This is a genomic window from SAR324 cluster bacterium, assembly GCA_029245725.1.
Taxonomy (GTDB): domain Bacteria; phylum SAR324; class SAR324; order SAR324; family NAC60-12; genus JCVI-SCAAA005.
This window is the reverse complement of sequence record JAQWOT010000107.1, coordinates 1-14296: the sequence shown is the minus strand read 5'-3', so window position 1 is coordinate 14296 and position 14296 is coordinate 1. Positions and strand designations below refer to the sequence as shown.

Genomic DNA, 14296 nt, shown 5'->3' with positions numbered 1-14296 from the left:
CCTCTATTGGAGCGGGGGCAGAAGCTGAGAAGGTGATCTTTGATTTAGTGAAACAACTAGAGCAGCAGTTCCGACAAGCTGAAAAGTTCATCTATAATTTGCGTGGTGTTGAAGGTTGAATAATTAGAATTGGAGTCATCAGTATAGCAAAATACTTTATGCCGAAAGCGATTGCTGCGTTTTTGAAAGATCATTTGGAGATTCATCTGGACATGAAGGTAGGTAATCGCTAGGAAATTGTCTCTGGTCTCCGTTCAGCAAGTTTTGATTTTGCCATCATGGGACGCCCACCGAGAACCTTGCGGTTATCTCAGAAGTGATTTGTGACCATCCACCTGTGTTTATTTCCTCTCCCTCACATTCTCTCTCGAACATAAAAAATATTACTTTTGAGAAGATCATCAATAAAACGCCTTTGCTTTGAGAACAAGGCTCTGGAACAAGGATGTTGCTTCATCGCTTTCTTACAGAACAAAAGATTGAATGGCGCAAAGGTATGGAGATGGGCAGTAATGAATTCATCAAGCAAGGCGTCATGGCAGGGCTAGGCATCTCTTTCATCTCTGCACATACTATCGCAGCTGAAGTGGAGGAAGAACGTTTGGCAGTTTTGGATGTAGCTGGCACTCCGCTTGTTCGACATTGGTATTTGGTGCGTCTTCAAGAAAAAACTACTTCCAGCCAGCCTCGCTTTTTGGGAATTTCTCGAGAAAAGCTGTCAGGAATTTCTCCCAAAGCTCTAAAGCTACCAACCTGGCTTCAATACTCTGAACCTAGATAGACCTTGTCAGCCCAGTGGAGGTCTGATATTTTGGTTTTTTTACCCTTGAATAGAGAGCGTTTTTATGGCAAGCGAAAAAGTTATTCACCTCACTGATGATTCCTTTGATGAGCAAACAGGATCTGGCTACGTAATGATTGATTTCTGGGCTGAGTGGTGTGGACCATGTCGAGCCTTGGCACCTGTGATAGATTCCATCGCAGAATCTCATGGTGAGCAAATTAAAGTTTGCAAACTCGACGTCGATTCCAATCAACGTGCTGCTGTTCGCTTCGGAGTCCGAGGAATACCTACCGTCATTATGATGAAAGACGGCAAACTTGTTGATCAGGTAGTAGGCAATGATCCTAGTAAAATTCGTTCAATGGCTGAGAGAGCTGTAGAAGCTGCTTGATCCCCCTACCTTTATTGAAACTTGCGAACCTGGCTTCTCCTGCTGACATATTGCGGTACCCGCTACGTAGGTTGGCAGGTTCAGCCCAATCTTCCCACAATCGAAGGTGAAATCGAAAAAGCTCTCCAGCAACTGACAGGGACCTTCCATAAAGTACTTGGCAGCGGTAGAACCGATGCTGGTGTTCATGCCCTCAATTATCCTGCCCATTTTCAAAGTTTACAAAATTTTACAGCGATACAATGGCAGAAGGCTCTCAACGGACTATTGCCCCCTGACATCGTTGTACGCAATGTAGTAGAGAAACCCACTAGCTTTCATGCTCGCCATGATTCTATCGGTAAACGCTACGTATATCTCATTCATAATGCTCAGCAAAGGAATCCATTTGCTGAAAATCATTCATGGTGGATTCGTCAACCGTTAGATTTGAAGGCAATGAGAACGGCTGCTAAATACTTAGTTGGGAGATATGACTTTTCCTCTTTCAGAGCAAGTCATTGCAGCGGGCCTGAACCTGTAAAAGAGCTACGAGAAATCACGATAGCTGAGACCGTTTCCTCTTGGGGCAATCTCATTATGGAGTTTGAAGCAAATTCATTTCTACAGCATATGGTCCGAATTCTTGCTGGGACTCTGGTCGAAGTAGGTTTGAAAAAGAGAGAGGCAATTTCGATGGAAGAGATTTTGAAAAAGCGGGACCGTACCAAAGCTGGAAAAACTGCACCATCTGGAGGCCTTTATCAACTTGCAGTACACTATCCAACTGATCTGGTGAGTTGGCCTAAAGAATTATTGATTAATCCCTTCAAAATAATGGAAAACTCTGAGGAGTGCAGTCGGTATTTTCATTATTCATCATTGTTAAGTACAAACACACCCACCAAGTGTTGACGCAAAGAGACAGGCAAAGTTAGTCCAAACGACTGATGGAGCATCATCACAGACAGGTGGAAAAGAATCATTGAAGATTTGACCTGTTCAGGCAAAGCCAGGAAATATGGTTCCTGGTTCAAATGAACAAGGGCTCCTCGCTTTTGCAAATGTTGTCCTTTGAAGAAAATTCTGAGATAGGGCTTCGCCTGACTTTGTGATCGTTTGTGTTCAGGGAGGTTCCTGTCCATGAAGGCCACACCTAATTGAAGAACAAATCTTCTCCCTTTCTCCAAATTTAAGATTGTGCCATCGGGAGTTGGAATGTTTAAAGGAAAAGGCATTAAGCTACTTATCTTCAAACTGTAATCCTTATCACGTGAACGTTCTTCTTTCAAAAACTCCTCATCCAGTTCGGGATCATTCCCCCAAACTTGAACTACCTCCTTTCGTTTCCAGCGGGCACCCTCAATTTGTTCAGCTTCTAATATTGCTGATATCCACTCTCGGAGATCGACTATTTCATGCTTCTCCAAGTTGAAAAACCCTTCTTGTTCTAATTGCTGGGACGTTGTGTAATCTTCGTTCCGTGGAGTAAGAAATGGAGATGAAGTACTGTAAACACTCTTGAGATTCTTGGTGATCTTTCTAAGTAGAGGTTGCAACCGCTTTAACAATACTTCAAAAGCATCTACACCGTCTTCTGTCAGTGAATCTAGTTTTCTACCAGTCTGTTCCTCTAATTCCTTGCCAATTGGTTCAGCAACGGGCTCGGCTTCACTTCCATGATCAAACTCTATCTCCTCTTTTGTGGAAACTACCAAAGGTCCCTCTCCCTCGGTGGAAGATTTAGATTTTCCATCATCTGGAGTCGACCCGTTGCTTATATTGTTGGGGATTTTCAGAGAACCTTGAACACTCTGGTGATCCACAACAAATCCATCTTCTTCCTTTGAAATTTCAGGATGCCATGGTGTGGGACTGCCTTTCAATTTTGGGTTGCCTGGATGGTGATGTACTAACTCACGAACCAATTGTTCTACCGTCCGGAAATCTACTTTGCGAACCTCCTCAAAGATTTCTGAGGGGCCCAATCGAAGTGAACCTTTCAAACGACGCTGCATCCATCGAACGATCAGGTCATCACTTAACCCTTGACGAATACATGATAGGAAAAAGCGATTTTTCAGAATCAGGTAGGTTTGATAATCTCTGGAAAAAAGTGACTGCAGTCGCTCTATGAAAAAATGTTGCTGTACTTCTTCTGGTAATTTTGGAGCATTTACGACTACTTTCTGAAGTCTGATGGGTTCGTAAAGTAGCTGTACCTCACATTTTAAAACTGTTTGGAGGCTCTCTTCCACGCCAATACGATATCGTTTTAGAGCACGTAGTTCGACGGGACTGGCAGCAAATTCATCCAGTTGACGAATTACTGCCAAGGAATTACAGCTTTTTTGAATTCTGGGGACTATGCCCTGCGTAGCTTGTTGGGAGAGGTCGTAGGTTGCAATGAGTCGAAGAGCACTTTGCAAATCATATAGTTGCAAAGCATGTGTGAAGGCATGGTGACGAAGAGTGAGGACAGTTGAGGCTTCTCGATGGGTTGGGAAATCCCGTTCAAAAGCCTGCTTTAGCCTTTGAGCAAAGTTTTGTGAGGCTGGATCTAGCCTTGACTCTAAATCACCAGATATTTTGTTTATTCGATTCTGCCATTGCTGATGGTCCATTATCGCCTCAATGCATGGATAGAAGGAACATCAAAGTGATCTGAATTTCTCCATCAATTGATCCATTCCTGTACTCTGTTTTTGTCTGGATTGCTGTTGGGCTAACTTATTCTTCTTCTGTACTAGTGTCTTCGATGAATTCCGATCCAAATTTTTGGAATCTGGATTACGCATACTCAAAGCAATTCTTTTACGTTGGGTATCAACCTCTAACACCCAAACTTCAACACGTTGCCCCACAGAACAAGCTTCAAGGGGATCTCGGACAAATTGTGAAGACATCTGAGAAATATGAACTAAGCCATCCTGATGAACCCCAATATCAACGAATGCTCCAAAGTGCGTGATGTTAGTCACCAATCCTTGAAGATGCATCCCAACCTGAAGATCTTTCATGTCTTGGACGGTTTCACTGAATTGCACTTCTTGGTGGTCATCTCGAGGGTCTCGTCCAGGTTTTTTCAGCTCCTCCAATATATCGTTCAGTGTGTAACGGCCTATTTCTTCAGAGACGAACTCTTGAAACTGGATCTTTTCAAGTGCGTCCTGATTACCAATCAGATCCGCAACCAAGAGCTCTTGACTAGCCGCCATTTGCTCTATAATGCTGTAGCGCTCTGGATGAACTGCTGACTGGTCCAGAGGGTGCTCAGCATTTCGAATTCTTAAAAAACCAGCTGCTTGTTCAAAAGCTTTTTTTCCAAAGCCGGTCACCTGCATCAGTTCTTGACGTGATCGGAACGGGCCATTTTCATTACGGTACGAAACAATGCGCGCAGCGAGAGACTTCGTGACCCCGGAGACATAGCTGAGAAGCGCCGCTGATGCCTGATTCAGTTCTACTCCTACTTGGTTCACACAAGACTCGACCGTTCGATCAAGGGACTGCTTTAATTGCTTCTGATTGACATCATGTTGGTACTGCCCAACTCCAATAGATTTTGGATCTATCTTGACCAACTCCGCCAGTGGATCCTGATAACGCCGAGCTATCGAAACCGCACCCCGGACAGTTAAATCCAAATCAGGAAATTCCTTACGAGCGACTTCTGATGCCGAGTAAACAGAAGCTCCAGATTCGTTCACAACCAAATGTCTGACTTTTAACTCCAAATCTTTGATAAATTCTTTTAGAAACTGGGACACCTCTCTCGAACCTGTGCCATTTCCAACCACAACAATTTCAGCTTGGTATCGCTCAATCAAGCCAAGTAGTGTTCGTTTTGATGCCTCTACTTGCCGTTGTGGTTCTACCGGATAGATGACACCGTTCTCATGCAAGCGTCCTGTGTGGTCTATAACTACCCACTTTGTTCCTGATCGAAAGCCTGGATCCAGACCAATGACCACTCTTGAACCACCTGTGGGCTGCATCAGTAACTGACGTAGATTCTTGGAAAACAACTCAATAGAACTTTCATCCGCTTGCTGCTTCAATTCTTGTCGGATTTCTGTCTCAATTGAAGGTGCTAGCAAGCGATCATATGCATCTGAAAGAGCTATTTGAAGCTCTTTTCGAAAATCCACATTCGCTTTGGTTAGCCAGATTTCTTGAAGAGTAGATTCTGTCAATCCCTCCTGTACCTGAACCCTTGTCTGAAGGATTTCTTCCTTTTCTCCTCGTCTAATCGCCAAGTATCGATGCGGTTGGATCTTACTGATGTTCTCACTGAACTCATAGTACATTTCAAATTTCGAAGTCGTCTCCTTGAACTCTTGTTTAACCTCTGAAACAAATTTACCTTGCTGAAAAGTCAATTGACGAATGCGTGCTCGTGTCTGAGCATCTTCAGCCACTTTTTCAGCACAAATATCCCTGACTCCCTGCCAAATTTCATCAGATGGCAGGGGTGAAGACAATCTTGCTTGGAACTCCTCCAGCCAATTATTTATCTGATTCCTATCTCCTTGTTCCTCCAAAACCAATCGGGCAAGCGGTTCCAAGCCTTTTTCACGGGCAATCATTGCGCGAGTTCGTCGCTTAGGTTTGTAAGGTAAGTAAAGATCCTCCAATTCCTGTTTGGTCTGGACTGCATTAATCTTTTTTTCTAGTTCCTCGGTTAGCTTTTCCTGTTCTCTAATGCTATTAAGGATCGTCTCCCTTCGATCTTCGAGTTCTTTGAGATACTCATATCGATCCAGTAAGTTAGCGATTTTCACTTCATCCAAATTCCCTGTCTGCTCTTTTCTGTAGCGGGCAACAAATGGAATAGTATTGTCTGCCAGTAGGAGACTCAGTGTGTTTTGAATGTGATCGGGCAGGTGGTCAAATTCGGTCTGGAGACGCTGTAGCAGCCTGGTATTCGGAATGGAGGATTTGCCTTCCATGAAGATCTACTAAATATGATTTTCGAGTAATAGTTCAATCAGACGAATGGGAGTCCATTGCTCAGCCTCCCCAATAAAATTAACTATGATGCGATGACGAAGCACTGAAGGAGCAACATAGCGAACATGCTCTTTGCTAACCACCGAATCGCCCTTCAGTAGAGCGTGGGCTCTGGCAGCTCGAACTAGATTTTGCGATGCTCGGACACCTGCGCCCCATTCAACATATTTTTTGATGGGCTCAACCGAACTGTCTTGGGGCCTTGTGGCTCGGACAAGCTGTACGATCCAATCAACGACATGGGGAGCTATCGGGACTTCATCGACAAGTTGCTGAATTTTAAGCAAATCACTTCCATCAAAGAAAGTATTCACTTCTTGGGACTGTGACTGTGATTGGACTGCGATCTCTGCTTCTTCAGTCGCACTTGGATACTCCACCTCGACATTGAACAAGAATCGGTCAAGTTGGGCCTCTGGAAGCGGATATGTCCCCTCAGAATCAATTGGATTTTGAGTTGCGAAGACGATAAATGGATGAGTGAGTTGGTAAGTCTTGCCTGCTACAGTAACTTGCTTTTCCTGCATGGCTTGGAGGAGAGCAGCCTGTGTTCTTGGAGAAGTTCGATTGATTTCATCTGCCAGCAAGAGATTGGTGAAGACTGGCCCCTCAATGAAGCGAAACCTTCGCTCTTGTTCATTCTCATCAAGGATTTCGACACCACTGATGTCTGATGGCATTAGATCAGGGGTACATTGAATTCGATTGAAGTTTAATCTGAAGAGGTTTGCCAGAGTCTTGATTAGCAGAGTTTTGGCCAATCCTGGCACTCCTGTTAGCAGCACATGGCCGTTGCACAAGAGCGCGATCAGCAGTTGATCTAGAACTTCCTCCTGACCAACAATTACTCGATGAATTTCAGTCCGGAATTGCACTGGAAATTCACGAAGTCGAGCGTGAATTGCTTCGAAATCGGGAAAATTTATTTTTGAATTTTCAGGCATGATTGCCATTATGCAGGGGCAGGGTGTTGAGTGAGGACAGAAGAGAGCCGGAGGTTGATAGTGCTGACCTCCGGTCAAAGAGCAAATTAGTTAGCTGCTTACTTGACTGTAGATCTCAGGGAATTGCTCAGCCAATTCATCAAAACTGATATCTTGAGCCAAAATTTCGCCCATTTCACTCTGAACAGTATAAACCGATTGTCCAGGGTTGAGATCACGCTTCATAACACGCTTGCCATCCACCGAAAGAACAAATGTTCCTTGCGGTGCTTCGGTAGCGCTTTTCGCCATCGTGTAAGATTTGTTGTGATAGTCACAACCACCAGCAATGCCTATTCCTCCTATCAGCAACATCACTGACAGCGCGGCAGCAAATTTTTTCATGGTCAGAATCCTTGTGTAAATGGTTGGGGATTGGCATCCAAGGTCAGTTAACTTCAGATGTTCAGAGGCGTCATAGCCAGCCCTCGAAAGGAATCTCTTCCACTTTTTGAAAGAATCCATAATTTTACCATTCGTATGACTGAAATGCTACTGCTTCCTGATCAGCACACTTCGATTTCTGCTGGCTGAACAATAAATCGTGCTTTCGGGTCTAGCTGTTCAGGTGGATGCTGATCAGAGATCTTCCAGCCGTGATGCAACAACTCTCCACGATACGGAGCCGACCCACGCAAATTTCCAGTTAGTGTAATTTCAGATAGATTGTAGTCAGTATCAACGCTGACCAGTGCACCTTCTTCCTCGGTACGGATTGCTTCCAATGTGAAGTAATCACCCAATATTCTGGCACACCCATCATGTACGACTCGAGCTGCCTCACCTACCTCAGCATTCGAAAAAGAAGCGATGTCTTGCTGTAAAAAGTCTACCAAACGACCTTGCTTCTGAAAGAGAGACAAGAGAAAAACTCCATCAATATTTTTTTCGTCCTTTTTGGAGATTTCATCTTGTTCTTTTGGTAGTACAGCACCTATCAGTTTTGATTCTTCAACGGCTTTTTCCTCTATTGTATCTTGTGCTTGCTGTGGCCCAGCCAAATTTTCTCTTTCTGTATCTTCTGGAACAGCTAACGGAGGCAATCCTTGTTTGATTCTTTTTTTATTTTCCTTTTCCAATCTTCGTTGGCTTTTCTCAAGCGCATTCACTCTGCTAACTTCAGCAAGAGCCACATGGATATAGTTGCCGGCTCGGCGGCTAAAAATCACTCTGAAGAAACAATAAAAGGAGTAAAGAAAAATTCTGAAAAGAAAATTTAGATTTTTTTCAGGCTGCATGGATCTCTGGTTTCAAAGTAGTTGAGTAATTGGGAAAATCTTAGATTAGAAGCGATTGAAAAAGCAATTCAAAGGCACAGAGATTCGGCTGGTGGAATCTTTGAAATCTTGTTAAAAATACGAGTTTTTCTTTAATCCCATCATCAACTTATTACTGTCCAAACGTTCTTGAACGTCTCTAAGCCTAAATGAAAAACCAATCGACTGATCCACGTTGCATAAGAAACTTCTCGATCATTGCCCACATTGACCATGGCAAGTCCACCCTTGCAGACTGCTTGATGAGGACTACCCACGCGGTTACTGACCGGGAGGCACAAGAACAACTGCTCGATAACATGGACATTGAGCGTGAGCGTGGGATCACGGTTAAGTCGCAAACTGTCCGGCTCAATTATGAGGCAACTGACGGCCAAGAGTACATTTTGAATTTGATTGACACGCCAGGCCATGTGGACTTCACCTATGAGGTTTCCAGATCTCTAGCAGCTTGTGAAGGAGCTTTGCTTGTAGTGGATGCAGCTCAAGGGGTGGAGGCTCAGACGCTAGCAAATGTATACATGGCGCTGGATAACGATTTAGAAATTATTCCCGTCCTTAACAAAATTGATCTGCCCACAGCTGAACCACAACGTGTCATTACTGAGATTGAAGAAGTGATTGGGCTTGACGCTCAATACTCTGCTAGAGTCAGCGCCAAAAACAATATCGGGATCCAAGAGCTTCTGGAGCAGATCATCGAGAAAGTTCCACCACCAACTGGAAAGCCAGATGTCCCACTTCGAGGACTAATCTTTGATTCTTGGTTTGATCCCTACCTGGGCATTGTGATCCTAATCCGAGTGGTCGATGGAAGAATTAAAGTTGGAGAAGTCATTAGGTTCATGGCAACTGGTTTTGAGTATGAAGTGACACAACTTGGTGTCTTCACCCCTTTCAGAGAAGAACGATCTGAACTGGGTACAGGAGAAGTTGGGTTTGTTTGTGCTTCCATTAAGACCATTGGTCACACAAAAATTGGTGACACAGTCACTCACGCGGACAGACCGGCTACAACCCCACTATCAGGCTATGCTGAGGCTAAGCCAATGGTCTTCAGTGGTATTTATCCCGTAAGTAGTGAGGACTACGAAGACTTGCGCGAAGCTCTTCGCAAACTGGCTTTGAACGATTCCTCTTTGACGTATGAACCAGAAACATCTGCGGCTCTAGGATTCGGTTTCCGATGTGGATTCTTGGGTCTTCTTCATATGGAGATCGCCCAGGAAAGATTGGAGAGAGAATTCAAAATTGACCTCATCACGACCGCTCCAAGTGTGGTCTACGATGTCTACTTGAAAGATGGGGAACTGATCAAGGTTGATAATCCCTCTCAACTGCCATCAGTTTCTGAGCTTGACCACATCGAAGAGCCCTATATCCGTAGCAGAATTTTCACCCCACAAGAATATGTTGGCAACATCATCAAGTTGGCTCAGGAACGACGGGGAATACAGATCAACATGGAGTATCCTTCGCCAAATAGGGTCATGCTGGAATATGAGTTCCCTCTGAACGAGATTGTTCTGGATTTCTATGACAGATTGAAATCAGTTTCACGTGGCTACGCTTCTTTTGACTACGAATTGATCGACTACCGATTGGGTGATCTTTCGAAGCTAGATATTCTGTTAAACGGAGATGTTGTCGATGCTTTGTCATTGATAGTCCCTAAGGAACAGGCCTACTATCGGGGAAGAGAACTTTGTAAGCAGTTCAAAAAGTTACTGCCAAGGCAGATGTACGAGATTGCGATTCAAGCAGCAATCGGATCCAAGGTCATCGCCAGAGAAACCCTTGGGGCTTTGCGTAAGGATGTGACTGCAAAGTGTTACGGAGGGGACATCTCACGAAAAAGAAAGCTTTTGGAAAAACAGAAGGAAGGAAAGAAGAGAATGAAACGGCTAGGGACTGTTGAGGTTCCTCAAGAAGCCTTCATGGCAGTCCTGAAGATCGACAATGGAGGTTCAAGCAGCTAGTTCATCTCTAAGTAGACTCATAATGACAACGTAGGGAATACCTAAATGGAGGCATCCGAGAAGCTCAGGATGATTGATCTGGAATTCCTGAATAACATAAAGATCTTCCGGTTCCACTTCGTCTAGATATCCTGGCTGAAGCATATGTTTGAATCGATCAATTTCTAAATTGCCTTTTTGGCTCCATGATCTTGGGATTCCTTGGAAGCAACGTCGTAAGATCTCACCAATCTCAAGGTAAATTCCAGAATCTGCATCGGTCACCTCATGCCAACGCTTACCGGATGAGCCAAATTCGAGGTTGTACTTTCTACCTGCTAAGCCTTCAGCGAGTGATCGATCTAGGTGCATAAACCAAACAGTGTTGTGAGGTTGTACCCAGATCATTGAAAAGTATGATCGTCGAGGAAAGAGCTGTGTTAAATCTTGATAAGTGGTTTGAAATTGGCGCTTGAATTCAATCTGTAATTGTCGGGGTAGGACCTGCATTAAAATCAGACGAAGATAAGCCGAAAGTCGGACTGCAATGGGTAGTAAAGATTTTTCGAGTACAGCGTCAAGCGTTTGACAAATATCATTCTCATCTGATGAGGAAGAGTCAGTTGTTTCAGATTCAAGGCCGAAAGTTTCCCGAAGCATTCCCTCCATGATTTCCGGATCAAAGAAGGTATCTCCAGAAGGTAACATATTTTGATGCCCCATGAGGTTCTCCCAATTACAGATGGAAAAGATAGTTTTTCCGTGCAATTTACAAGCCGACAAAATGAAATGAATTTTGAGAAAAAGTTAGAATATCATAGTTTTGATCACTCAAATTCAAAGAATAAATCGTAGCAGCCACTTCCTGGCCAGTACGCAACTCCATCTAAAGATTTCCCATGTCCAAAATTAAAAAAGACTTAGCGAATGTGTTGATTGAGGATGAAATTCTTTTATCTGAAGATCTGAACGATAGCCGACTGTACTTCAATAGAGAGTTGAGTTGGCTTGAGTTCAACCAGAGAGTATTGGAACAAGCAAAAGATGAGAATCATCCACTTCTAGAGCGCGTTAAATTTCTTGCGATCGTACAAACTAACATGGACGAATTTTTTATGGTTCGTGTGGCTGCGCTCCTCAAACAGATGCGCTCTGGAAGCGACAATATTGCACCAGATGGAATGAGTGTAGAAGAGCAACTCAGTGCAATCAGATCTAGGGTACAGCAGATGAAACAAGACCAACAGCAATGTTGGTCTGAACAACTCCGACCTCAATTGGAGAAACATTCGGTACGCTTCATCGAACCTGATCAGTACACTCCCGAATTGAGAGCATATCTTTCAAACTACTATCAACAAGGAGTCCACCCTGTTCTGACACCCCTTGCTTTTGATCCTGGACATCCCTTCCCGTTCATCTCCAGCATGAGTTTGAATTTAGCGGTAGTAGTTCAATACGGCCCGTATGAAAAGAACTTCGCTCGGATAAAAATTCCAGACATTTTGCCACGATTCATTCCAGTTCCCGAAGAATTAGCAGGAAGTCGATACGGATTTGTTTACCTCGAAGATGTCATTAAAGACAATTTGAAGGAGTTGTTTCCTGACAATAATGTGCTGGATATCTATGTTTTTCGAGTCATCCGGGATACTGACCTTATCATTCAAGAAGACGAGGCTGGCGATCTGCTAGAGAACGTTGACCGGAGCCTGAAACAACTAAGGTATGGCAACGTTTCTTTACTTCAGGTGGAAGAACAAATGCCTGAAGAACTCCTTCAGGTATTGATGGAAAATTTTGAGATTGAACAAGGACGAGGCATTGTCACTAGAACCCATACTAGGATGAACTTTGGAGAATGGTTTTCCTTGCTGAAGTTGCCGTTACCTCAGTTGAAAGATGCTCCCTTCAAGCCCTCTATTTTGTTCACAAGGGAACAACGAGAAACCATTTTTGATAGGATCCGACTACAGGATTTCTTAATGCATCACCCTTTTGAGTCATTCGATTCCGTTGAGGAGTTTATTTCCGCAGCGGTAAAAGACCCTCAAGTTATTGGGATCAAGATGACTCTTTATCGCGTGGGATCAGATTCCCAGATTGTTCAAAAGCTTATTGAAGCTGCAGAGGATGGAAAACAAGTAGCTGTACTCGTGGAACTCAAAGCACGTTTTGATGAGAAAAATAACATTGTCTGGGCGAGACGTCTCGAATCGGTGGGAGCGCATGTAGTTTACGGCATGTTGAAGCTCAAGACCCACTGCAAGTTGTGCATGGTGATTCGAAAAGAAGGAGATGGAATCCGAAGATATATGCACATAGGGACAGGAAACTATAATCCAGGCTCTTCAAAAATTTATACTGATCTTGGCATCTTCACAGCCAGTGAACAGATTGGTCGAGATGTAACAGACGTTTTTAATTATTTAACGGGCTATTCTGGCAAACAAAATTACGATCACCTTTTAGTGGCACCACGCTCCTTGAGAAGGAAGCTAGAGGAAATGATTGACCGGGAAGCTGAGGTTGCTCGATCTGGTAAAGATGGCAGGATTATTATCAAAGCAAACGCCGTTACTCATCCTTCAGTCATTCAAGCACTTTATAGAGCATCTCAAGCAGGTGTAAAAATTGATCTCATCATTCGTGGCATCTGCTGTCTTCGACCTGGGCTCCCCAATATTAGTGAGAACATTCGAGTTCGTTCAATTATTGGGCGCTTCCTGGAGCATTCGAGACTGTTTTATTTCCAAAATGATGGCTCAAAAGAAATGTACATTGGAAGTGCGGACATCATGGAACGCAATCTTGACCGTCGGGTTGAGGTGCTAACCCCTATTCTGGAAGCTCAGCTTCGACAAGTATTGATGGAAAAGGTCCTTCAATCACAACTCAAAGATAACCAATTGTCCTTTGAATTACTCTCGGATGGGACCTATGAGAGAATTCGACCTGAGGATCGAGATGAAGAACCCTATAACTCACAAATTTCAATGTTGCAGGCTTACACGGAAGCTTCTAATTGATTTCAAAGGAGTAACTTAATGCTAGCAAAGCGTATCATTCCTTGTCTTGACATCAAGGCTGGCCGTGTTGTCAAAGGGACTAGTTTTGTGGGCTTGCGTGATGCTGGAGACCCAATTGAGTTGGCCCAGCGCTACAATGAACAATCTGCTGATGAACTAGTGTTCTTAGACATTGCAGCCTCATTGGAAAATCGTGGGACTACCATTGAACTCGCGACGAAACTAGCCAGAGAATTATTCATCCCATTTACAATTGGAGGTGGAATATCTTCACTGGATCACATCTCTGACCTGGTTACTGCTGGTGCAGACAAAATCTCTGTCAATTCTTCCGCATTAAAGAATCCTGACTTGATTACCGAAGGAGCGAAACGCTTTGGTTCTCAGTGCATTGTCGTTGCGATCGATGCTAAAAAAGTAGGTGATCACTGGGAGGTATTCAGTCACGGCGGAACTCGGTCCACAAAGAGAAACGCTCTGGAGTGGGCCCAAGAAGTATCGGATCGTGGTGCAGGTGAAATTCTATTGACGAGCATGGATGCTGATGGCCACAAGAATGGCTTTGACAATCCACTCAACTCAGAGGTTAGCACCATGCTCTCAATCTCCGTGATTGCTTCAGGAGGAGGGGGAACACTAGAACATTTTCGAGATGCAATCCAGTTGGGTAAAGCGGATGCGGTCCTGGCAGCTTCTGTCTTTCATTATGGTACCTATACTGTGTCTGAGGTGAAACAATTCTTGCGGACCTCCAGAATTCCTGTCAGGTTGTGATCAGTCTCCGAAACAAAACTGTGCAACCATTTGGCCTCTTCTTCTAATCTTATTTATGGAAATCAACTCTTTCTGGTTTCTCTGGATTCTTGCCTTTCTCTTAATATC

11 protein-coding genes and 1 pseudogene are annotated in these 14296 nt (G+C 43.9%); 6 read left to right on the top strand and 6 right to left on the bottom strand.

Annotated elements, in window-relative coordinates:
- Positions 1–442: 442 nt before the first annotated feature.
- The 3 genes and pseudogenes from P8O70_04945 (at position 443) to truA (ending at position 2069) form a co-directional block, all read left to right on the top strand.
- Positions 443–781: pseudogene (locus P8O70_04945) on the top strand (LysR substrate-binding domain-containing protein).
- 64 nt (positions 782–845) lie between these two features.
- The gene (gene trxA, locus P8O70_04940) at positions 846–1175 is read left to right on the top strand and encodes a thioredoxin (GenBank protein MDG2196225.1); all 330 of its coding nucleotides are present in this window, start codon (positions 846–848) and stop codon (positions 1173–1175) included.
- A 21-nt stretch (positions 1176–1196) separates the two neighbouring features.
- The gene (gene truA / locus P8O70_04935; GenBank protein MDG2196224.1) at positions 1197–2069 is read left to right on the top strand and encodes a tRNA pseudouridine(38-40) synthase TruA; all 873 of its coding nucleotides are present in this window, start codon (positions 1197–1199) and stop codon (positions 2067–2069) included.
- Here the strand turns inward: truA and P8O70_04930 are convergent.
- The 5 genes from P8O70_04930 to P8O70_04910 all read right to left on the bottom strand — a co-directional run bounded on the left by P8O70_04930 (position 2027) and on the right by P8O70_04910 (position 8388).
- The gene (locus tag P8O70_04930) at positions 2027–3778 is read right to left on the bottom strand and encodes a hypothetical protein (protein ID MDG2196223.1); all 1752 of its coding nucleotides are present in this window, start codon (positions 3776–3778) and stop codon (positions 2027–2029) included. The two genes, truA and P8O70_04930, sit on opposite strands and share 43 nt — an antisense overlap.
- Positions 3779–3808: 30 nt before the next feature.
- Positions 3809–6106: a Tex family protein gene (locus P8O70_04925; protein ID MDG2196222.1), complete on the bottom strand. Its 2298-nt coding sequence runs from the start codon at positions 6104–6106 to the stop codon at positions 3809–3811.
- A 9-nt stretch (positions 6107–6115) separates the two neighbouring features.
- Positions 6116–7111 carry a MoxR family ATPase gene (locus P8O70_04920; GenBank protein ID MDG2196221.1) on the bottom strand — a complete coding sequence of 332 codons (996 nt, stop codon included), beginning with the start codon at positions 7109–7111 and terminating at the stop codon, positions 6116–6118.
- Between the two features lie 90 nt (positions 7112–7201).
- On the bottom strand, positions 7202–7495 hold the full coding sequence (locus P8O70_04915) for a hypothetical protein (protein MDG2196220.1): 294 nt from the start codon (positions 7493–7495) through the stop codon (positions 7202–7204).
- A 161-nt stretch (positions 7496–7656) separates the two neighbouring features.
- Positions 7657–8388, bottom strand: coding sequence for a DUF2760 domain-containing protein (locus tag P8O70_04910; GenBank protein MDG2196219.1), 732 nt, complete (start codon positions 8386–8388; stop codon positions 7657–7659).
- A gap of 188 nt (positions 8389–8576) precedes the next feature.
- Between P8O70_04910 and lepA the strand changes: the two genes are divergently transcribed.
- Positions 8577–10406, top strand: coding sequence for a translation elongation factor 4 (gene lepA / locus P8O70_04905; protein ID MDG2196218.1), 1830 nt, complete (start codon positions 8577–8579; stop codon positions 10404–10406).
- On the opposite strand, the gene P8O70_04900 is transcribed toward lepA, so the two are convergent.
- Positions 10395–11108, bottom strand: a complete 714-nt coding sequence (locus P8O70_04900) for a hypothetical protein (GenBank protein ID MDG2196217.1) — start codon at positions 11106–11108, stop codon at positions 10395–10397. The two genes, lepA and P8O70_04900, sit on opposite strands and share 12 nt — an antisense overlap.
- A gap of 176 nt (positions 11109–11284) precedes the next feature.
- On the opposite strand from P8O70_04900, the gene ppk1 reads away from it, so the two are divergent.
- On the top strand, positions 11285–13414 hold the full coding sequence (gene ppk1 / locus P8O70_04895; protein ID MDG2196216.1) for a polyphosphate kinase 1: 2130 nt from the start codon (positions 11285–11287) through the stop codon (positions 13412–13414).
- A gap of 18 nt (positions 13415–13432) precedes the next feature.
- Positions 13433–14188, top strand: a complete 756-nt coding sequence (gene hisF / locus P8O70_04890; GenBank protein ID MDG2196215.1) for an imidazole glycerol phosphate synthase subunit HisF — start codon at positions 13433–13435, stop codon at positions 14186–14188.
- The last annotated feature ends 108 nt before the right edge of the window (positions 14189–14296 follow it).

Excerpts from the sequence above, each read along its gene's own strand:
- trxA (MDG2196225.1), top strand. The coding sequence starts at position 846 with ATGGCAAGCGAAAAAGTTATTCACCTCACTGATGATTCCTTTGATGAG.
- hisF (MDG2196215.1), top strand. The coding sequence starts at position 13,433 with ATGCTAGCAAAGCGTATCATTCCTTGTCTTGACATCAAGGCTGGCCGT.
- P8O70_04900 (MDG2196217.1), bottom strand. The coding sequence starts at position 11,108 with ATGGGGCATCAAAATATGTTACCTTCTGGAGATACCTTCTTTGATCCG.
- P8O70_04920 (MDG2196221.1), bottom strand. The coding sequence starts at position 7,111 with ATGCCTGAAAATTCAAAAATAAATTTTCCCGATTTCGAAGCAATTCAC.
- P8O70_04930 (MDG2196223.1), bottom strand. The coding sequence starts at position 3,778 with ATGGACCATCAGCAATGGCAGAATCGAATAAACAAAATATCTGGTGAT.
- lepA (MDG2196218.1), top strand. The coding sequence starts at position 8,577 with ATGAAAAACCAATCGACTGATCCACGTTGCATAAGAAACTTCTCGATC.
- ppk1 (MDG2196216.1), top strand. The coding sequence starts at position 11,285 with ATGTCCAAAATTAAAAAAGACTTAGCGAATGTGTTGATTGAGGATGAA.
- P8O70_04915 (MDG2196220.1), bottom strand. The coding sequence starts at position 7,495 with ATGAAAAAATTTGCTGCCGCGCTGTCAGTGATGTTGCTGATAGGAGGA.
- P8O70_04910 (MDG2196219.1), bottom strand. The coding sequence starts at position 8,388 with ATGCAGCCTGAAAAAAATCTAAATTTTCTTTTCAGAATTTTTCTTTAC.
- P8O70_04925 (MDG2196222.1), bottom strand. The coding sequence starts at position 6,106 with ATGGAAGGCAAATCCTCCATTCCGAATACCAGGCTGCTACAGCGTCTC.